The sequence below is a fragment of the Exiguobacterium sp. s128 genome (genome assembly GCF_018618815.1).
Taxonomy (GTDB): domain Bacteria; phylum Bacillota; class Bacilli; order Exiguobacteriales; family Exiguobacteriaceae; genus Exiguobacterium_A; species Exiguobacterium_A antarcticum.
Genome location: NZ_JACSMT010000005.1, coordinates 27,004 through 45,398, shown reverse-complemented (window position 1 = coordinate 45,398; position 18,395 = coordinate 27,004). Strand labels below are relative to the sequence as shown.

The 18,395-nt window shown below is 47.6% G+C and carries 19 protein-coding genes; 11 read left to right on the top strand and 8 right to left on the bottom strand.

Going from position 1 to position 18,395, the window contains the following annotated elements; all coding sequences use genetic code 11:
• Nucleotides 1–79 precede the first annotated feature (79 nt).
• From KNQ13_RS03455 to bcaP, 5 genes are all read left to right on the top strand, one after another.
• Nucleotides 80–1,564, top strand: a complete 1,485-nt coding sequence (locus KNQ13_RS03455) for an amino acid permease (RefSeq protein ID WP_026830574.1) — start codon at nucleotides 80–82, stop codon at nucleotides 1,562–1,564.
• A gap of 126 nt (nucleotides 1,565–1,690) precedes the next feature.
• Nucleotides 1,691–1,873 carry a hypothetical protein gene (locus KNQ13_RS03450; RefSeq protein WP_014969226.1) on the top strand — a complete coding sequence of 61 codons (183 nt, stop codon included), beginning with the start codon at nucleotides 1,691–1,693 and terminating at the stop codon, nucleotides 1,871–1,873.
• A 69-nt stretch (nucleotides 1,874–1,942) separates the two neighbouring features.
• Nucleotides 1,943–2,890 carry a peptide-methionine (S)-S-oxide reductase MsrA gene (gene msrA, locus KNQ13_RS03445; RefSeq protein WP_014969227.1) on the top strand — a complete coding sequence of 316 codons (948 nt, stop codon included), beginning with the start codon at nucleotides 1,943–1,945 and terminating at the stop codon, nucleotides 2,888–2,890.
• Between the two features lie 72 nt (nucleotides 2,891–2,962).
• A complete protein-coding gene (locus KNQ13_RS03440; protein WP_026830575.1) occupies nucleotides 2,963–4,252 on the top strand; it encodes a DUF2252 domain-containing protein in 1,290 nt (429 codons plus the stop codon).
• Between the two features lie 232 nt (nucleotides 4,253–4,484).
• Complete coding sequence (bcaP, locus tag KNQ13_RS03435) at nucleotides 4,485–5,918, top strand: branched-chain amino acid transporter BcaP (protein ID WP_014969229.1); 1,434 nt, start codon at nucleotides 4,485–4,487, stop codon at nucleotides 5,916–5,918.
• Nucleotides 5,919–5,971: 53 nt separating this feature from the next.
• Here bcaP and KNQ13_RS03430 read toward each other — a convergent pair whose 3' ends face one another.
• Both KNQ13_RS03430 and KNQ13_RS03425 read right to left on the bottom strand, forming a co-directional pair.
• A complete protein-coding gene (locus tag KNQ13_RS03430) occupies nucleotides 5,972–7,630 on the bottom strand; it encodes a glycerol-3-phosphate dehydrogenase/oxidase (RefSeq protein ID WP_014969230.1) in 1,659 nt (552 codons plus the stop codon).
• 35 nt (nucleotides 7,631–7,665) lie between these two features.
• Nucleotides 7,666–8,634, bottom strand: coding sequence for a Gfo/Idh/MocA family oxidoreductase (locus KNQ13_RS03425; protein ID WP_026830576.1), 969 nt, complete (start codon nucleotides 8,632–8,634; stop codon nucleotides 7,666–7,668).
• A 55-nt stretch (nucleotides 8,635–8,689) separates the two neighbouring features.
• Between KNQ13_RS03425 and KNQ13_RS03420 the strand changes: the two genes are divergently transcribed.
• The 4 genes from KNQ13_RS03420 to KNQ13_RS03405 all read left to right on the top strand — a co-directional run bounded on the left by KNQ13_RS03420 (nucleotide 8,690) and on the right by KNQ13_RS03405 (nucleotide 10,837).
• A complete protein-coding gene (locus KNQ13_RS03420) occupies nucleotides 8,690–8,971 on the top strand; it encodes a DUF5327 family protein (RefSeq protein ID WP_026830577.1) in 282 nt (93 codons plus the stop codon).
• A gap of 56 nt (nucleotides 8,972–9,027) precedes the next feature.
• Nucleotides 9,028–9,678, top strand: coding sequence for an SDR family NAD(P)-dependent oxidoreductase (locus tag KNQ13_RS03415; protein ID WP_014969233.1), 651 nt, complete (start codon nucleotides 9,028–9,030; stop codon nucleotides 9,676–9,678).
• Nucleotides 9,675–10,028 carry a thiol-disulfide oxidoreductase DCC family protein gene (locus KNQ13_RS03410; protein ID WP_026830578.1) on the top strand — a complete coding sequence of 118 codons (354 nt, stop codon included), beginning with the start codon at nucleotides 9,675–9,677 and terminating at the stop codon, nucleotides 10,026–10,028. Before KNQ13_RS03415 ends, KNQ13_RS03410 begins: the two co-directional genes overlap by 4 nt.
• A gap of 68 nt (nucleotides 10,029–10,096) precedes the next feature.
• Nucleotides 10,097–10,837: a thermonuclease family protein gene (locus KNQ13_RS03405; protein WP_209548056.1), complete on the top strand. Its 741-nt coding sequence runs from the start codon at nucleotides 10,097–10,099 to the stop codon at nucleotides 10,835–10,837.
• A 70-nt stretch (nucleotides 10,838–10,907) separates the two neighbouring features.
• Here the strand turns inward: KNQ13_RS03405 and KNQ13_RS03400 are convergent, their stop codons facing one another.
• The 4 genes from KNQ13_RS03400 to KNQ13_RS03385 form a co-directional block, all read right to left on the bottom strand.
• Entirely contained in the window at nucleotides 10,908–11,879 is a 972-nt protein-coding gene (locus KNQ13_RS03400; protein ID WP_026830580.1) for a cation diffusion facilitator family transporter, read from the bottom strand.
• A 36-nt stretch (nucleotides 11,880–11,915) separates the two neighbouring features.
• Nucleotides 11,916–12,701 (bottom strand): glucose 1-dehydrogenase, encoded by a 786-nt coding sequence (locus KNQ13_RS03395; protein WP_026830581.1) that lies wholly within the window; start codon nucleotides 12,699–12,701, stop codon nucleotides 11,916–11,918.
• A 15-nt stretch (nucleotides 12,702–12,716) separates the two neighbouring features.
• Entirely contained in the window at nucleotides 12,717–13,568 is an 852-nt protein-coding gene (locus tag KNQ13_RS03390; RefSeq protein ID WP_026830582.1) for a GRP family sugar transporter, read from the bottom strand.
• 137 nt (nucleotides 13,569–13,705) lie between these two features.
• Nucleotides 13,706–15,334, bottom strand: a complete 1,629-nt coding sequence (locus KNQ13_RS03385; protein WP_014969239.1) for an ABC1 kinase family protein — start codon at nucleotides 15,332–15,334, stop codon at nucleotides 13,706–13,708.
• Between the two features lie 165 nt (nucleotides 15,335–15,499).
• Here KNQ13_RS03385 and KNQ13_RS03380 point away from each other — a divergent pair, with 165 nt between their 5' ends.
• Nucleotides 15,500–16,111: a trimeric intracellular cation channel family protein gene (locus KNQ13_RS03380; protein ID WP_014969240.1), complete on the top strand. Its 612-nt coding sequence runs from the start codon at nucleotides 15,500–15,502 to the stop codon at nucleotides 16,109–16,111.
• On the top strand, nucleotides 16,108–16,476 hold the full coding sequence (locus KNQ13_RS03375) for a DUF423 domain-containing protein (protein WP_026830583.1): 369 nt from the start codon (nucleotides 16,108–16,110) through the stop codon (nucleotides 16,474–16,476). Before KNQ13_RS03380 ends, KNQ13_RS03375 begins: the two co-directional genes overlap by 4 nt.
• A 577-nt stretch (nucleotides 16,477–17,053) precedes the next feature.
• On the opposite strand, the gene KNQ13_RS03370 is transcribed toward KNQ13_RS03375, so the two are convergent.
• Complete coding sequence (locus tag KNQ13_RS03370; protein ID WP_012369127.1) at nucleotides 17,054–17,203, bottom strand: hypothetical protein; 150 nt, start codon at nucleotides 17,201–17,203, stop codon at nucleotides 17,054–17,056.
• Nucleotides 17,204–17,296: 93 nt separating this feature from the next.
• Complete coding sequence (hemQ, locus tag KNQ13_RS03365; protein WP_026830584.1) at nucleotides 17,297–18,073, bottom strand: hydrogen peroxide-dependent heme synthase; 777 nt, start codon at nucleotides 18,071–18,073, stop codon at nucleotides 17,297–17,299.
• Nucleotides 18,074–18,395 lie beyond the last annotated feature (322 nt).

Genomic DNA, 18,395 nt, shown 5'->3' with positions numbered 1-18,395 from the left:
CTGGAAGGTGAGGGCGCTTTTTGTATATTCGATTCAAAAAGTGTCCTCTCAAAAATTAAAAAAGAGAGAAGCGAATGACATGAACAATTTAAATCTACAACCTCAAAGAAAACTCGATTCAACCGAAGAAGGGTTAAAACGTGGACTTCAGGCCCGTCATATGTCGATGATTGCGATTGGTGGGGCCATCGGAACCGGGTTATTCATTGCCTCAGGTGCCTCAGTTGCTGCTGCCGGACCTGGTGGTGCCTTGTTATCTTATACAGTCGTCGGACTGATGGTTTACTTCCTGATGACGAGTCTGGGTGAGATGGCAGCGTACATGCCAGTCGCCGGCTCATTTTCGACGTACGGTGCGAAATTCGTCGATCCATCGTTTGGTTTTGCGTTAGGTTGGAACTACTGGTACAACTGGGCAGTCACGATTGCCGTCGAACTTGTTGCGGCACAAATCGTCATGACCTATTGGTTCCCGGACGTACCGGGTTTTTACTTCAGTGCCATCTTCTTATTGTTGATGATTGGTTTAAATTTCTTCTCCGTTAAAGGTTTCGGAGAAGCAGAATATTGGTTTGCGATGATCAAAGTCGTTACCGTCATCATTTTCTTGATTGTCGGTGTCGCAATGATTTTCGGTGTCTTCACATCGGAAGCACCGGTCGGATTCAAAAACTTTGCATTAGGCGACGCACCGTTCGTCGGCGGTATTCCGGCCGTCATCGGTATCATCCTAGTCGCCGGTTTCAGTTTCCAAGGAACCGAACTTGTCGGAATTGCGGCAGGGGAGTCGGAAGATCCGGAAAAAAACGTGCCGAAAGCTGTGAAACAAGTCTTTTGGCGGATTCTTCTCTTTTATGTGTTCGCGATTTTCGTCATCGGGATGTTGATCCCGTACACAAGTCCGAACTTGGTGTCAAACGATATCACCGATGTAGCGGTCAGTCCGTTTACACTCGTCTTTGAAAAAGCCGGGCTTGCCTTCTCGGCAGCGTTAATGAACGCCGTCATCTTGACGTCTGTCTTATCAGCCGGGAACTCGGGGATGTACGCGTCGACACGGATGTTGTATACGCTCGCTCGTCAAGGTGATGCACCGAAGATGTTTGCTAAAGTTTCAAAAAACGGTGTCCCACGTAATGCTTTGCTCGCAACCGGTGCCATCGGGGCACTCTGTTTCCTGACGTCGATGTTTGGTGGTCAAGTGTATCTCTGGTTGCTCAATGCTTCCGGGATGACCGGATTCATCGCATGGCTCGGTATCGCAATCAGTCATTACCGTTTCCGGAAAGGGTTCGTCGCGCAAGGTCATTCGTTAAGTGACTTGCCTTACGTCGCGCCGGCATTCCCATTTGGACCATTGTTCGCCTTTGGACTGTGTTTCCTCGTCATCGTCGGTCAAAACTATGCCGCCTTCCTCGCGGATCAAATTGACTGGGTCGGAATTGCCGCGACATATATCGGTATTCCGCTGTTCCTTGCTTTTTGGTTAGGTCATAAATTTAAAAACCGGACATCGGTCGTTCCCTATGCAGAAATGGAATTCCCGAAGCATCCACGTCCGTAAGTTAAAAGTCGATCCCATGTGTGAACGGGATCGGCTTTTTTGTCGTGTCGTTGCTAGAAAAATGTTGAAAAACACAATCAAGCAGTAAAAAATCGATTAAGATAAAAGAAAACGGAGGCGACTACAGTGAATTATTGGTATCACTTTAAACGGGCATTCATTCCGATTGCGATTTTGCTTGTGACGTTAGCGATTTATCAGATGCTCTACCGGATGAACAATATCTGGTATTCGCTCGGCGGATTGATCTTAGTGTTCGCCGCGATTTATTTTGTCATGCGGCGCTTAAAAGCAAATCCGGAAGATTGACTGAGCAAGATAGTAGGGACGTGGCACGGAACGCGTTAAAATAGGCATATACAGAGGAGGGGAAGCTAGATGGCAAAAGCAATATTCGCAGGTGGCTGTTTTTGGTGCATGGTCAAGCCATTTCATAAATATGATGGTGTCGAACAAGTCATTTCCGGTTATACAGGTGGTCATACAGAAAACCCGACGTATAAAGAGGTCTGTTCAGAAACGACAGGACACTTAGAAGCCGTAGAAGTCACATATGATCCGTCCATCATCACGTATGAGGAATTACTCGAAATTTTTTGGCGACAAATTGATCCGACCGATGGCGGCGGACAGTTTAATGACCGGGGTCAATCGTATGAACCGGCTATCTTTTATGTCGACGAAGAACAAAAACAAGCAGCTGAACGTTCGAAAGCGGCGCTTGACGCATCCGGTCGGTTCTCGCGACCAGTAGCAGTCGATATCCGTCCGGCGAAACCGTTCTGGCCGGCAGAAGACTACCATCAGGATTATTACAAAAAAAATCCGTTCCGCTATCAGATGTATAGTGTGGGATCAGGTCGAGCAAAATTCGTCAAAGAAGCATGGAAAAATCAAGATAAAGAGCAGGAACTGAAACAACGTCTGACGCCAATCCAGTATAAGGTGACACAAGAAAGTGGAACAGAACCAGCTTTCCGAAATGAATACTGGGATGAAGAACGATCAGGTCTTTATGTCGATATCGTCGACGGAACACCACTCTTTACGTCAAAAGATAAATTTAACTCGAATTGCGGATGGCCAAGTTTTGCAAAACCGATTTCTGAAGACAAAATGGAAGTCACTCTTGATACGACACACGGCATGACACGGACAGAAGTCCGTTCGGCTGACGCAGACAGTCATCTTGGTCATATTTTTGATGACGGTCCAAAAGAGTTGGGTGGCTTACGCTACTGCATCAACTCAGCAGCTCTGCGCTTTATTCCGTTAGAAGAGCTTGAGACGGCAGGATATGGGGAATATAGAAAACACTTCGAATGAGTAAGACAGGCAGACAGCAAAGCGGATTCGTTTTGCTGTCTTTTTTTACAATTCTTTTAAGGAGGCGTTTTTATGTTCACACCGGTATATGAAGAAATACGACAATTGACGATCTCGAAAGTGTTGGATTTTTATGATCATGAAGTTCGCGGACTCGATGAAGCAGCGCGGCAAATAAAATATCAAAAGATGAGTACGAGTCCGTTTCTTTTTTTCCGTGGCAGTTCGCATCTCTTTTATTATGACTTGACGCGGATTCCGTTAGGATTCGATACACCGAGTGAGACGCCGACCTGGATTCAAGGGGATCTTCACTTCGAAAATTTTGGTGTCCATGGAAATGCTAAAGGTGAAATCATCTATGATGTCAACGACTTTGATGAAGGATACCTTGGGTCTTATCTATATGATTTGATTCGGATGGCAGTATCGGTTCAATTGTTTGCGAAGGAAGTCGGGTATGATCCGGAGCCGGCCATTACCGCCTACGTCCAGCATTACTTAGATGACTTGCGGGAATACGCAAAAGGCAAAAATCCAAGCAAGGTCTGTTTTACGATCGACAACACAAAAGGACCGATTCGGAAACTGATTAAAAAGGCAGAGAAAAAGAAAGCAGAATTGCTTGGTGAACGGACGACCGTCGTTGAAGGGCAACGGAAATTTTCTGATTTACCAGACATGAAACGGATAGATGCCGAGACGTATGCAGCAATCGAAGCTGTCTGGCCGGACTACATTGCTTCGATTGACCAAGAAGATCGGCAGGATGCCGCGTTTTATGATATCAAGGATATCGTCTATAAATTCGATAGCGGGACGGCATCGATTGGTCTTGAACGGTACTACATCCTCGTCGAAGGAGAGGGTGGTGAACACGAGGATTTGATTCTAGAAATGAAGCAGGCACAAACATCTGTTCCGTCACTCTTTTTACCGGTCTATCTGGAGGACGTCGAAGCGGTTCATCAAGGACGTCGTGTCGTGACATCACAAAAAGCGATGCAGGCACATGAAGATCCGTATCTTGGTTACGTGACGATGAACGGAAAAGAGTATTACCTTCGGGAACGTTCTCCCTACAAAAAGAAATTAAAAGCAAAGCATATCAAAAGCCAGGAAGACCTCGAAAACGTCCTTTCGATTCAAGGTCAAATTACCGCCAAAATCCATGCCCGGGCGGATAAGGACGCAGGAATTGACATTGACATCTTGGACCATCATGCGGACATTGTCATCATCGAATCGATTGGCGTATCAGACGCTGAATTTACGCGTCAAATTCAACGGTGGTCTAGTGCTTATGCAGCTCGGACAACGTTGGATTTCCAAGTGTTTTTAAGTTGGTTAGCTAATCGATAAACACTATTTTCGAAGACCTTTCTTTCATAAAGATTCTTTCATGAGACCGGTGCACACCGGTCTCATGAAAGAATTTTTTTGTACAAAGAAAAATCATGTAAGCGATCAGCATTTTTGAAATGGGTCTAATGACCTATATCAATTTATCTGAAAAATTCGTAAATTTTGGATTAAGTAATTACAACATTTCGATTGTAATACGAACTACACACACAACAGGGGGAGTATCATCATGAGTTTGACGCGGAAAAAAGATGTTTCCGCTATGATTGCTGCGAGTCAACAGAACAACGGACTTGCTCGAAATCTTGGCGCAATGGATTTAACGTTTTTAGGAATCGGCGCCATCATTGGTACGGGGATTTTCGTCCTAACCGGAACAGGAGCATTAACAGCAGGACCTGGCCTTATTGTTTCTTTCATTTTATCTGCTATTGCTTGTGGGTTAGCGGCACTCGCGTATGCGGAATTCGCCTCGACGATTCCCGTGAGCGGATCTGTCTATACGTATACGTACGCGACGATGGGTGAGATCTTTGCCTGGATCATCGGTTGGAACTTGATACTCGAGTATGGACTTGCGTCCAGTGCCGTTGCGGCAGGGTGGTCCGGTTACTTTCAATCGTTACTCGGTGGATTCGGTATTCATCTTCCGACAGCCATATCAGCAGCTCCCGGTGCAGTAGAAGGGGCCAAAACGTTCTTCAACTTACCGGCCTTCCTGATTTTGCTTGCGATTACCGGTCTGTTATCGATGGGTATCAAAGAAACAAAACGAGTCAATAATATCATGGTCATCATCAAACTTGCCGTCGTCGTCTTGTTCATCGTCGTTGGTGTCGGCTATGTCGAACCGACGAACTGGGCACCGTTCACACCGTTCGGATGGGGTGGGGTCTTCTCAGGGGCGGCCATCGTCTTCTTCGCCTACATTGGGTTTGATGCCGTCACATCAGCAGCAGAAGAAGTACGGGAACCACAGAAAAACTTGCCACGTGGCATCATCGGTTCACTTGCGGTCTGTACGATCCTTTACGTCATCGTAGCTGCGATCATGACGGGAATCGTCCCGTATCAAAAATTTGCGGGTGTCGATCATCCGGTCTCACTTGCTATCCAAATGGCAGGACAAAACTGGGTCGCCGGCTTCATCGATTTAGGCGCAATTCTTGGAATCACAACGGTTATCCTCGTCATGACATACGGAATGGTGCGTTTAGCATTCGCGATTTCGCGTGACGGGATGTTCCCGAAAGTTTTCTCGGAAGTCCACCCAAAGTACAAAACACCGTTCAAGGCAACCTGGATGATTGGTCTCGGTAGTGCGACAGTCGCTGGACTCGTCCCACTCGACGTCATCGCCAACCTCGTTAACATGGGGACACTTGCCGCGTTCGTCCTGATTTCAGTAGCAGTCTTGATCCTTCGTAAAACACAACCGGACCTACCGCGGGCTTTTAAATGTCCGGGTATGCCGTACGTACCGATTGCTGCCATCGCTTCATGTCTCTTCTTGATGTTTAACTTAAAACGCGAGACATGGATTGCATTCTTCATCTGGTTAGCGATTGGACTTGTCCTCTACTTTGCGTTTGCCCGAAAGAATTCAAAGTTGGCACCGGAAAATATGCCGGCTGCCGAGTTGGCAGCGTCAGATGACAAATAAAAAATGCGATCCCGAGAGGGGTCGCATTTTTTGCTTTCGTAATGAAACGGCAATTAAGAAGGAAGAGCACTTTTAATGCGCACCGCATCAAACTCCCGTTGAATACTTTGATTCGCTTTTGCTTCTTCTTCTGCCGACCAGCCGAGTTCACTCCGCATTAAAGCTAGCACACCATCCGCATATTTTTCGGCATTCGGATAATCAAAGAAGACGGCGGACGCACGGCGGTTCAAGAAATCGCCCGGTTGCATGACGAGTTCGGCTTCTAATCCATATAGAAGTCCCCCGAACCAGTGCAACGGCAGCTGATAACGTTCCGCTTCGCTACCGCGCGAACGAATCAATTCGAAGACACGTTCGACATCCGTTCCGTAACGTTGGATCAACCAGGTTGTTTCCGTCGGAGACAACCCAAGTGCTTCGCCCTTCGGTTGTTGTTCTTTCATGTAACGGGCAAACCCTTTACTGCCATCCGGATGTCCGCCACCAAGTAAGATATCGTGTGTGCGTGATGCAAGATAAATTCGATTCTCTTCCTCTTTGAATTGATCGGCGACCATATCGATGATCCGTTCCGCCATTTTCCGGTAGCCGGTCAACTTTCCACCGGCGATGGACATCAAGCCGGATTTTGAAACAAAAATCTCATCTTTTCGTGACAATTCGCTAGGGTCTTTTCCATCTTCGTGAATCAAAGGACGTAATCCGGACCACGTCGATTCAACATGCTCGGCGTGGAGATCAACGTTAAACATCTGATTGGTCGCAGCGAGGATATAGTCGCGATCTTCTTCCGTTACACCCGGCTCGAGGATATCACCTTGGTAATTCGTATCCGTCGTCCCGACATACGTTTTCCCTTCGCGGGGAATCGCAAAAATCATCCGTCCGTCAGCCACATCAAAATAGACAGCTTGTTGGAGTGGGAAGTGTGCCTGATCGATGACAAGGTGAATACCTTTCGTCAAATGCAGTGATTTCCCGGATTTCGAGCCATCCTTTTCACGCAACTCATCGACCCATGGTCCGGTCGCATTGATGATTTTTTTGGCGCGAATCGTATACGTCTTGCCACTTAAGACATCTTGTACTTCGATACCAACGACCTTGCCGTTGTGATAGACCAGGGATTCAGCTTTCGTATAGTTGACGGCACGTCCACCGTATCCGACAGCTGCTTTTAAGACTTCGACCGTCAAGCGTGCATCGTCCGTTTTATACTCGACATAACGTCCGCCGCCCACAAGGTGTTCAGTCCGTAAAAGGGGTTCATACCGAAGTGTCTCTTCTTTAGATAACATCTTCCGTCGTTCGTGCCGTCTGACGCCGGCCAGTTGATCATAGACCCGCAAGCCGACGGACGTGGAAAAGCTACCAAACGTACCACCTTCGACAAGCGGCAACATCATCCACTCCGGTGTCGTGACGTGTGGGGCGTTTTCATAAACGATGGCCCGTTCTTTCCCGACTTCCGCGACCAACTTGATTTCAAATTGTTTGAGGTAACGTAAGCCGCCGTGGACGAGTTTCGTCGAACGGCTTGACGTTCCTTCTGCGAAATCCTGCATCTCAATCAATCCGGTCCGCATCCCCCGGCTTTGCGCATCAAGTAAAATCCCCGCACCTGTAATGCCGCCACCAATGACCAACACATCAAGCAGTTCTTGTCCCATCTCTTCGAGCCATGCTGTTCGTTCCGTACTTGAAAACATGCATATTTCCCCCTGTTCATTTGAAATAGAGTAATTTATTCTACTTCTATCCATTTACCCTCTTTTACGCTTTTTTGAGCACAATCGATAATTTTCATCACGAGGAGTGCTTGCTCCGTCGTGACGGCAAGTGGTGCCTCGTTTCGGAGTGCTGCTGCGAGATCAAGATAATAGTTTTTAAAGCCGGATTCAAGGAAAGGACGTTCTTCGAGGGGTTGCTCCGGTCTGCCCCACGTGTATGTTTCTTCTTTCGTATCGACGTGATCGACGAAATAACTGGCCTTCGTCCCATGGACAGCAAGTGACGGACCGGATGCAGGGACAAGCGATCCGATATGCAGAACGGCGCGTCGTGTTCCGAAAGCGAGAATCAGATGTGTATAGTCTTCGACCGGACCATCCGGACGCTGGATCGTCTGATCACAAAAAACACGATCCGGTCGTTCGCCGAACAGTATCAAGGCCTGGTCGATCAGGTGAGAACCTAAGTCATAGAGGAGACCTGCACCCGGTACGTCTTGTTCCCGCCACCGTGCCCGGACGGTCGGGCGGTAGCGATCGTAATGCGCTTCGAATGTTTGGACGATGCCAAGTTCACCATCTTGAACGAGTTGTCGTAACGTCCGGAAGTCTTTTGTATAGCGGCGATTATGGTAAACTGTCAGTAATCGATTTTGCTGACGTGCGAGATCCGTCAGTTGTTCTGCTTCCGTCAAGGTGACGGTGAAGGGTTTTTCGACCAGGACATGACACCCGGCTAAAAGTGCCGTTTTCGCGAGGGGATAATGTTCTGCATTGGGTGTAGCGATGACGACCAGGTCAATCGTTTCTGATGCTAATAATTGTTCGAGTGAAGGATAGACGGGAACATCCGGATAACGCGCAGCAACGGCTTCCGGGCGACTGGACTGGACGGCAACGAGTTGATAATCAGGGTGTGTGATGTAGGGTGCATGTAAATGTTCTCCGGCAAGTCCAAAACCAACTAAAGCAGTACGAATCATAAAGGACACTTCCTTTTCAGTTAATACATTCAATCTATCATATGAGGTGAGCAAGATGATTACAGAACAACAAGTCATTGAAAAAATGCGCCAGACGATGGCGAAAATCGAACAGACAAGCGGCAACGTACAAGTCGAACACATCGCAGCGATGAAAGCCTATTGCGGATTATTGTTAGAGCAATCAAAGGAAGACATGACATCGTCTTCTGTCGTCCTGCCGTCAGTACCACAAACAACACAACCAAAAACACCAGATGTTGATCCGATGCTGGCGCGTTTCATGGGAGTAGGGCAGGAGAAAGACGAAAAAGGACCATCCTTGCTTGATTTTTGAGTAAAGCCCATCACTTTTGGGAATAGGATAAAAGGAAAAAATGAGGGGGAACGTACATGAAAACAATCATCATCATCGGAGCAGGTCCAGGAAATGGAACGGAAATCAGTAAACGTTTCGGCCAAGAAGGATTTCAAGTCGTCTGTGCCGCACGGACGCAAGAAACGCTTGCAGCGGTCATTACAGAACTGAAGGAACAAGGAATCGAAGCCGTTGGTGTCGAGTGTGACGCGTCACGTCGTGCGGATCTTGAGTCGCTCGTCGAGTGGACAAAAGAGCAGTACGGACAAATCGATGTTTTGGTCTACAATGCCTCGATTCTGCATCAGGCATCCGTTCTTGAGGTCTCAGCAGAACAGATTACGAAAGAGTTTGAGATCGATGTCCTTGGTGCGTTACATGCGGCACAGATCGTCGCACCGGATATGATAGCCCGTAAAGACGGCGCCATCCTGATCACGGGTGGCGGAGCTGCCTTACATCCCATCAAATCCTTGCCGGGTCTCTCGATCGGGAAAGCCGGTGTGCGCCAGTTGACACATATGTTGCACGATACGTTGAAAGACGACAATGTATATGTCGGGACCGTTACGATTGCGGGGGAAGTCAAGCGCGGGACGGCGCTCGATCCGAAGAATGTCGCTGCAGCCTTCTATACGTTATATACCAACCGGACGGAAGTTGAAAAAGTACTGACGGCAGAATGAGACAGCTGACGGTCTATTTTGACGGATGGTGTCCACTGTGCCAAAAATCAAAATGGTTCCTGGAACGATTGGACCGTTTTGACCAGTTGACGTTTATCGACGCCCGGCGTGTCCAAACGTTTGAGCAACCCCTGTTACTCGAACGGATGCATGTCGAGACCACACAAGGTGTCCGTCATGCTGGAATTCACGGCATTCGTCTGCTGACGAAAACATTACTGGTATTGCGACCGGTTGATCCGTTTGTTTCGTTGTCGATTCGTCTCGGAATCGGAGCGGTGATCTATGACAAAGTCGCTAAAAATCGGGTGATTCCAGTCAGCTGCACGACGGATTGCCGAATCAATTAATCCAGATCCAGAAAGCGTCGACGTGTCTTATGTCGGCGCTTTTCGAACGTAAGGGGAGAGACATTAACATGAAACAATGGCTGAATAAAATCATACTCATGACCGGGTTCGTGTTCATGAGCGGGTGTGCCCTGGATTCAGAACCGACTGAGCTGCTCGGAATCCAGCAACCCGACGAAAATCAAGTGACAGAAGCAACAGTCGAACGTGTCATCGACGGGGATACGGTTAAGGTTCGATTAAAAAATGGTCAGACGGAAGATGTGCGTTTTTTATTGATCGATACACCGGAAACCGTCAATCCCGAAAAACCGATTCAACCGTTTGGACCAGAGGCGTCTCGTTATACGAAAGACGCCTTGCCTGCAGGCAGTGATGTCTTACTGGAGCGTGATCAGTCGAAGGCAGACCGGTACGGGCGCTTGCTTGCGTATGTCTGGGCAGACGGCAAGATGATCAATCAGGAACTGCTCCGAAAAGGTCTGGCGCGTGTCGCTTATATCTATGAGCCGGATACCCGATACGTCGAGATGTTCCAAGAGATTGAAGACGAAGCAAAAGGCAAGACGCTAGGGATTTGGCAGACAAAAGGATATGCGACGGATCGTGGATTTGATACCTCGGTCATGAAGGAAACACCCATGAAAGAATCAGCTGATTGTGAAAACATTAAAGGGAACATCAATCGGCAAGGGAAAAAAATCTATCATGTTGAAAGTGGTCGTTCGTATCAGGAAGTGAATCCGGAAGAAATGTTTTGTAATGAACAAGAGGCGAAAGAAGCCGGATTCGTCCGAGCAGACAATTGAAAAAACACGAAACAGGTACCTTCCGAAAAAATCGGAGGTACCTGTTTCGTGCGGGCAACATGTATTTCGATTACGGTTGAGTCGGTGGTTGATAATGCTGAATCTTATCATCTTCATCAAACGAAATCGTGACATCCGTGATGCCTTTAAGAATCCGAATCTGCAATTCAAGACGATCCTTGATATCGTCGGCCTGAGCAATCGTCAGTCCAGGGTCGACTTCGACCTCGATTTCGACATGGAAGTGATCGCCTTCCTTGATGACTTCGAGCTTTTCGATGTCACGGACGTCAGGATCACGCATCAGGATTTCACCGATCTTCGCTGTCAACACTTCATCAATCTCACCAAGGGCACCGGCAGCGTTTTGAATGAAGACATTGTAGACGACATAAAACATCATTAAACCAATCAGAATCGAAGCGATTCCTTCCGCTTGATAAAAAGAAGTGTAGTGCGAAATCAATACGGCAATGATGGCAATGAGCCCGCCGAGTGTCGCGACCAGGTCTTCCATGAAGACAAGTCGTGTCGCGGGTTTTGCTTGCGATAAGTTCGTAAAACTTTGACCGACGAGTGTCAGACCACGTGATTTTAAACCGGTCTCGTGGGCGATTTCAATCATCGCTTTATAAAAGACACCGACTTCAAGGACAACACCGATGCCAAGTGCGGTCAAGATGATCCAAAGACCACTTGTTTTGTCACCTGGTGCGTGCAGAATGTGTAAGATCCCTTCACGGATTGTTTCGTAGGCGAGAATCGCAACAACAAGAATCGCGGCGAGTAGGACAAGGTTAACAAGTCGTCCAAAGCCGTTCGGGAATCGTTTGGTGGGCGCTTTTTTACTTAATGCTGAACCGATGTAGACAAAATATTGATTGGCTGCGTCACCGATTGTATGCATCATTTCCGCAAACATCGCAATGTTTCCGGTCAAGACATACGCAACGAATTTTATGATGGCGATAATGGTATTGACGATCGCAGCAGCAAGAGCGGATTTATTTCCGCGTTTTAACAAGGTCAAGAAATTCGACATGAGGGTTCCTCCCTTTAGAGAGCAGAAACGCGGGTATTACCCGCGTCCTGCTTGAAATGATGGATAAAGTGTCATCCCGCCATCTGCAAACAGCGTGATGCCAGTGACATAACTTGCTTCATCGGAGGCGAGCCACGCGGCGACCGCGGAAATTTCTTCCGGTTTTCCGATGTTCCCCATCGGAATCATGCTTTCAACATCGGCACGTTGTTTCGGATCTTCGAATTTCTCCGCATTGATCGGTGTATTGATTGCACCTGGTCCGATTGCATTGATTCGAATTCCTTTTGGAGCGTACTCCATCGCCAGTGTCTGCGTCATCAGTTTGACGCCACCCTTACTAGCCGCATAATGAACAAACGTTGGCCACGGGATGATTTCGTGAACACTCGACATATTGATGATGTTGCCTTTGACGTCATGTTCCACAAAGTATTTGAGCGCTTCACGGGCGCCGAGGAATGCACCGGTCAAGTTGACATCAATGACCTTCTGCCAATCTTCAAGAGACATCTCGTGAGAAGGTGACGGCATTTCGACACCGGCATTATTCACGAAGACGTCGAGTTGTCCAAAGTGGTCGACGGTTTGTTTGACGAGATTGATCATATCGTCTTCTTTTGAGACATCCCCTTGAACGGTCAAGGCTTCACCGCCGGCTTGTTTGATGTCTTCTGCGATTTTAGACGCCTCTTCCGGGTGACTCCGGTAATTGATGACGACACGCATGCCTTCTTCTGTATAACGGCGAACGATTGCTTCACCGATTCCCATTGATCCACCTGTTACGATGACGACTTTTCCTTTTAGACTGTTATACATAAGATGATTTCCTCCTTATTGTTTCGTAAATCCGATCATGATCCCGCCAACGACAACCAAGATACAGCCAATGATGACGAACGTCATTTCTTTTTTTGTTTTTGTTTCTTTTAAGAGTAGGACGCCACCGATCGTCGAGATGACGACACCGGTTTGTGACAATGAAAAACTGGTTGCGACACCAACTTTGGCTGTGGCGAATAGCAGGGCAATATTCCCGACGGCCCACATCAGACCGCCAATCGTATTGCCGGCTGTTTTCTTCGTAAATAAATTGCCTTTACGCAACGACAGGAGAACCGCACTGATGACCATCCCGACTGCTTGCGGTAAGACCGCTTCCCAACCGTTGATGTTAAACCAACGGGCGATGACGACATAGCCAACATATCCGACGGTCGAAATCAAAAGCAGAAGTAAGCCTTTTCCGATATTTTCATCTTGTTTACTTTTGTCTTCTTTATAAGAAGTGAACGCTGCTCCGGCGACGATTAAGACAAGCGCACTGATTCCAAGTAGCAAAGCGGTCCGGTTCGACCACTCACCAAAGGCGAGGACACCGAATAAAGAGGTTCCGACGAGTTGCATCCCCGTCGAGATCGGCATCGTTTTTGAGACACCCATTTGTTTAAAGGCCGCAAACTGATTCATTTGACCAAGTGCCCAAAAGGCACCGGAGAAAAATCCGGCGACCCAAGCCGTCGTCGAAAGTTCAGGACTGACAAAAAAGAACGTAATGACAGCAAACATCAAAGCTCCAAGTGTCGTTCCGATAATTTGTTGTTCCGTCGAACCACCGATTTTAGAGACGACTAACGGAAGTGTCCCCCACATCAAGGCCGGTACGAGCGCAATTAAGATATCAATCACGTGTTTCACCTCTTCTACTTTTCTTTCTATCTACTTGAAGATGTACCCCGGGAACAGGCTTAAAAAACATGGAAGAACTTAAAAAAGTTATTCCAAAATAAAAAACGTTCTCCGCAGAGAACGTTTTTGAAGACTCATTTAAAGGGTTCGTCCGCAATCCGGACAATTTGACGACCGATTCGTCGTCCGTTCCATAAAGCGATGATGGCAATGGTAAGCGATGCACCCATCAAATCATAATGGGCCAGAAAATAGCCGGTATAGCTGACGGGGAGGCTGACGATTCCGACGAGAGAACTGGTCCACTGGCGAATCTTCAGAGACTCCATGTTGGCGATCCGAGAGAATTTCTGTTGCTCGAATAGACGCCACCGGGTGGGTTCGCTAAGCGCATCGTTGACAAGACGTGGGAAGGCAAGGAGGCGTGCGCCATAAGAACCCGCGATCTGTAAGTAACGGTTTTGGTTTTTCCCTTCTTCATCCAGCCACCTTCGGACCATCGGTTTGGCAAGTTCCAGTAAATTAATTTTCGGTGATAAAATTTGCAGGATTCCAAGGATCGTCGAAGCGGCTCGACCGAAAAAGGCAAACTCAGCCGGCAATTGAATCGGTTCGTTTCGAACGAGTAATTCAATATCCGATAATACTTTTTCAATCAATTTCGTATCGACGTTCTCCATGTCACTTTCAAGATAGAAGGTGACCGCTTTTTCAATTGCTTGACGAATGTTTTGTTTGTTGGCGTTTGGTAACAAAAACCGTAAATCTTCGAGTCCGTCAACGATCGCATCGTAATCGAGCGTGACGAACGACTGGAGTATGCGTTGAATGGCCCGCATATCATCAGCGGTCGTCGCCCCGATCATTCCGAAATCCAGCAGGACGATGCGTCCGTCACTTTGGACGAGGACGTTACCCGGGTGGGGGTCCGCGTGGAATTTTCCGCCGAACAACAGCTGTTCACCGGCATTTAAAAACAGATTACGGGCTAATTCGTCTCGATCAATATTATGTTTTTCTAAAAACTCGAGATCCGTGATCCGGGTACCTTCGATCCACTCCATGACAAGCACACGGTTCGTACAATGCTCTTCAAAGTAATCCGGAATGTAGATGACAGGATTCGTTTCGTACATTTTTTTGAAATACAGTCCATTTTTCAATTCTGTCCGGTAGTTCAGCTCATCTCCGATGACGAAGACCATTTGACGGTACAGACTCTGTAAATCCGTTGATTTATTGAGGGACGTCCGGCGGAGCATCGCAATGACGAGCCGCATCGCCCGGAAATCCGTTTTGATAATTTGTTCGATGTTCGGCCGTTGAACTTTAATCGCGACTTTGCGACCGTTTGATTTGAGGGTCGCACTGTAGACCTCGCCGATCGAAGCAGAGGCGACCGGACGCGGGGAGATATCATCGACGATATCTTCGATTGAAGTGCCCCAGTCTTCTTCAATGATTTTACGGGATTCTCCAAGCTTGCTTGACGGGACTTTATCAACGAGTTCCGTCAGCTCCATCAAAACGGATGGAGGAAACAGATCGGCCCGAATCGAGAGAAACTGTCCGAGTTTAATGAGGAGTCCTTCGAGACGAAGGGCTTTTTTCTTATAATCACGCGCAATCGTAATCATGATGCGCTCAAATTCTTCATTATTCGTACCGGGTCGGTTCTTCCGGGTGAATCGATAAATCGTCCAAATGTAACGAGCGAACATCGTTACGATGATGAAAATCCGATAAAGCGCCCAACGTTTCATACGGTCACCTAGCTTCCTGTACAGTTTGTTTCAGTATAGGTTACTTTACCTAAAAACGTCACTTACAAACGGTTGAATCGGTGACAGAAAAAATAAGCTTGCCGGAATCGAAAAAGAGCGTATAGTAAGTATTGGAATTTCTATTGAGAAAGGTGAAATGTGCGTATGTCCTGGGACTTGTTAAATATCATCGGCACGGTTGCGTTTGCGATGAGTGGTGCGATTGTCGCGATGGAAGAAAAATATGATTTGTTTGGCGTGTGGTTACTCGCGTTGATCACGGCATTTGGCGGCGGCGCCATCCGAAACCTGCTGATTGGGGTCCCGGTCTCCGCGCTCTGGTCGCAAGGTGGTCTATTTTTGATTGCGATTTTAGTCGCCTTGCTGATTTTTGTCTTACCGCAATTATTTTTACCGCACTGGACACGATGGGGTGTCCTCGCTGATGCGCTTGGCTTATCGGCATTTGCGATTCAAGGTGCTTTGATGGCTTCCGCCAAAGGATTGCCGTTATCCGCAACGATTTCCGCTGCTGTGTTGACGGGAGTCGGCGGTGGGGTGATCCGCGATCTGCTCGCCGGTCGCAAACCACTGGTCCTGCACAAAGAAATCTACGCGATGTGGGCCGTCATGGCAGCACTTGTCATCGACCGGTTTGAGCTGACCAATCCACTCCATTTGTTCACATTACTTGGTCTGATCACGATTTTACGTATGCTATCCTATTATTATGAATGGAATTTACCAGCACGACGTTTAGGGGGAGAAAAAGAATGAAAATCTTAATCATGATTGGGGCACTGTCGATGATGATGGCAGTGGCACTCGGGGCGTTTGGTGCCCATGCGTTAAAAGATATGTTGTCCGAGCGGATGCTCGCGAACTGGCAAACCGGCGTCCTCTATCAGATGGTTCACTCGCTTGGCATCCTCGCACTTGGCGGGATGTTATTAAAAGTGTCGATTTCACAATTTTCACTGGCCGGCTGGTTGATGCTCGCCGGAATCGTCTTCTTCTCTGGCAGCCTGTACGTAATGGCGTTGACAGGAGTGACGAAGCTGGGAGCGATTACACCAATTGGTGGTGTCCTGTTCATCGCGGCTTGGATTTTTGTCGCCATCGGGGCGTATAAAGGATTGTAACATTGACACTCCCACGATTAAAACCGTGGGATTCTGAAGTGCTTGTGCGAGCGCAGTCCATTTCTGTTTGGCTCAAGCCTTCAGATGAGGGTGTGCCATCACCCCTCCTGAGACAGACCGTATAGGTTCTCAGGCTGATGGACTGTTACCATCCACCACAGGTCGTTGCAGGTGTGTCCACCTGGTGTTTTAGCGTCTTTTGCGTGACGACAGGCATCGTTTTACCGGTCACATGTTTTCGTGACCGAACCGTATACGATTTTCAAGGGGCGATGGACACAGGCGTTTTAGAGACTTGTACTTGTCTATGGGATAGATATACCCGAACGTCGGGATAGATATACCCGAACGTCGGATGTGAAAACATCCGAACTCACTTTCATCCCATGCCTAAAGGCGGGCTATGCCCGATATGGGCTTTCCCGTTCGTAAAATCTGTAAGGATCTACTCGCTTCACGTGACTCGAACAGAGAAACGGATGAAGCGGATAGATCCTTTTCTGATAAACGCAAAAAAACCGGCAAACAGAACGTCGTCTGTTCACCGGTACGATATAGAGCGATGGAAGCAGATGCCTCAGCGCTTGGCAGGTTGTGTTTTATTTAGCTTCGATAATGCTTGCTCATAGCGATCCAGTACACGTTCCGCGACTGGCTTTAGCTCTTTTGAAAGCACAGCGAATTGCAATTCACGCGATCGTGTCGATCGGTTCATAGCATTCCCCATGGTAATTCCTCCTTCAGGTACAAATCTGACAGTTTTTGTGGCCGCAAAGAGTATATTCCCGTAGGGTTTTCCTATGAAACGTGATTCAGCAGATTAAAGTGCGAAATGTGCTTCGAGCTCGTCCGACTCGAGACGGTTACCAATGAAGAACTCACCGAATTCACCATATTTTGCACTGACTTCGTCAAACCGCATTTCATAGACGATTTTCTTGAACTGGAGAATATCGTTAGCGAAGAGGGTGACGCCCCATTCCCAATCGTCAAATCCAGTCGATCCGCCGATGATTTGTTGAATCTTGCCGGCATAACTCCGACCGATCATCCCGTGACGGTACATCAGCTCTTTGCGTTTCTCCATCGAGAGTGTGTACCAGTTGTCACCGTCGCGGCGTGACTTGCTCATTGGATAGAAACAGATGTGCTTCGATTTTGGCAGGATTGGATAGAGACGGTCGCGGACATACGGATTTTCGTAAGGGTTACCTTCTCCTGAACCACGGTATGTCCCAAGTTCGACAACGGACACATACGAGTAGGTTGGGATGAGGTAATCGTAGAGATCAAGCTTCTGCATTTTGACTTCGACGGCTTGAATGTCTTCCATCGTCGGACGAAGGACCATCAAGACGAGGTCGGCTTTTTGACCGATGATCGTATAGAGGGCATGGCTTCCTTCTTTTTGTTCTTCGACCTGTGCGAGTTCACTCAAGAAAGCTTGGAATTCATGAACCATCTTTGTCCGGACCGTAGCTTCGACTTGCTTGAGACGGCTCCAGTCAATCCGGCGAAAATCATGGAATGTATACCAGCCGTCGAGTGTTTCGGCGGCTTGTTGCGTAACGGTTGGTTCTGATGATTGATGTTGCATAAGAAAACCTCCTGAATCTGGAATGGTAAACGGGTTGATCCATGTTCAATCTTACCATATCTTTTCAAATTGCCCGTAAGAAAACGGTTCATTTCAAAAGCGGACCGGACATATATCCCGAAGGAACAGGGTATGCTCTTAAAGGGTGTGAGATTTTCAGAATGTCCGGAACTGTACTATATGAAAAAAATACTGTAATAGTATTCGAAAAGCCAGTCGTAAGAATGAAAAAAACACTTTTTTGCAAATTGTTTTAACAACGAAACAGAACTGTGTATAATGAACAATGGAATGCAACAACAACAGAAACCGACACTTATTC

Bases quoted from the DNA above. Each gene is read 5' to 3' on its own strand.
- KNQ13_RS03380 (WP_014969240.1), top strand. From the start codon at position 15,500: ATGTCCTGGGACTTGTTAAATATCATCGGCACGGTTGCGTTTGCGATG.
- KNQ13_RS03385 (WP_014969239.1), bottom strand. From the start codon at position 15,334: ATGAAACGTTGGGCGCTTTATCGGATTTTCATCATCGTAACGATGTTC.
- KNQ13_RS03455 (WP_026830574.1), top strand. From the start codon at position 80: ATGAACAATTTAAATCTACAACCTCAAAGAAAACTCGATTCAACCGAA.
- hemQ (WP_026830584.1), bottom strand. From the start codon at position 18,073: ATGCAACATCAATCATCAGAACCAACCGTTACGCAACAAGCCGCCGAA.
- KNQ13_RS03430 (WP_014969230.1), bottom strand. From the start codon at position 7,630: ATGTTTTCAAGTACGGAACGAACAGCATGGCTCGAAGAGATGGGACAA.
- bcaP (WP_014969229.1), top strand. From the start codon at position 4,485: ATGAGTTTGACGCGGAAAAAAGATGTTTCCGCTATGATTGCTGCGAGT.
- KNQ13_RS03395 (WP_026830581.1), bottom strand. From the start codon at position 12,701: ATGTATAACAGTCTAAAAGGAAAAGTCGTCATCGTAACAGGTGGATCA.
- KNQ13_RS03370 (WP_012369127.1), bottom strand. From the start codon at position 17,203: ATGGGGAATGCTATGAACCGATCGACACGATCGCGTGAATTGCAATTC.
- msrA (WP_014969227.1), top strand. From the start codon at position 1,943: ATGGCAAAAGCAATATTCGCAGGTGGCTGTTTTTGGTGCATGGTCAAG.
- KNQ13_RS03420 (WP_026830577.1), top strand. From the start codon at position 8,690: ATGATTACAGAACAACAAGTCATTGAAAAAATGCGCCAGACGATGGCG.
- KNQ13_RS03440 (WP_026830575.1), top strand. From the start codon at position 2,963: ATGTTCACACCGGTATATGAAGAAATACGACAATTGACGATCTCGAAA.
- KNQ13_RS03405 (WP_209548056.1), top strand. From the start codon at position 10,097: ATGAAACAATGGCTGAATAAAATCATACTCATGACCGGGTTCGTGTTC.
- KNQ13_RS03400 (WP_026830580.1), bottom strand. From the start codon at position 11,879: ATGTCGAATTTCTTGACCTTGTTAAAACGCGGAAATAAATCCGCTCTT.
- KNQ13_RS03410 (WP_026830578.1), top strand. From the start codon at position 9,675: ATGAGACAGCTGACGGTCTATTTTGACGGATGGTGTCCACTGTGCCAA.
- KNQ13_RS03425 (WP_026830576.1), bottom strand. From the start codon at position 8,634: ATGATTCGTACTGCTTTAGTTGGTTTTGGACTTGCCGGAGAACATTTA.
- KNQ13_RS03415 (WP_014969233.1), top strand. From the start codon at position 9,028: ATGAAAACAATCATCATCATCGGAGCAGGTCCAGGAAATGGAACGGAA.
- KNQ13_RS03375 (WP_026830583.1), top strand. From the start codon at position 16,108: ATGAAAATCTTAATCATGATTGGGGCACTGTCGATGATGATGGCAGTG.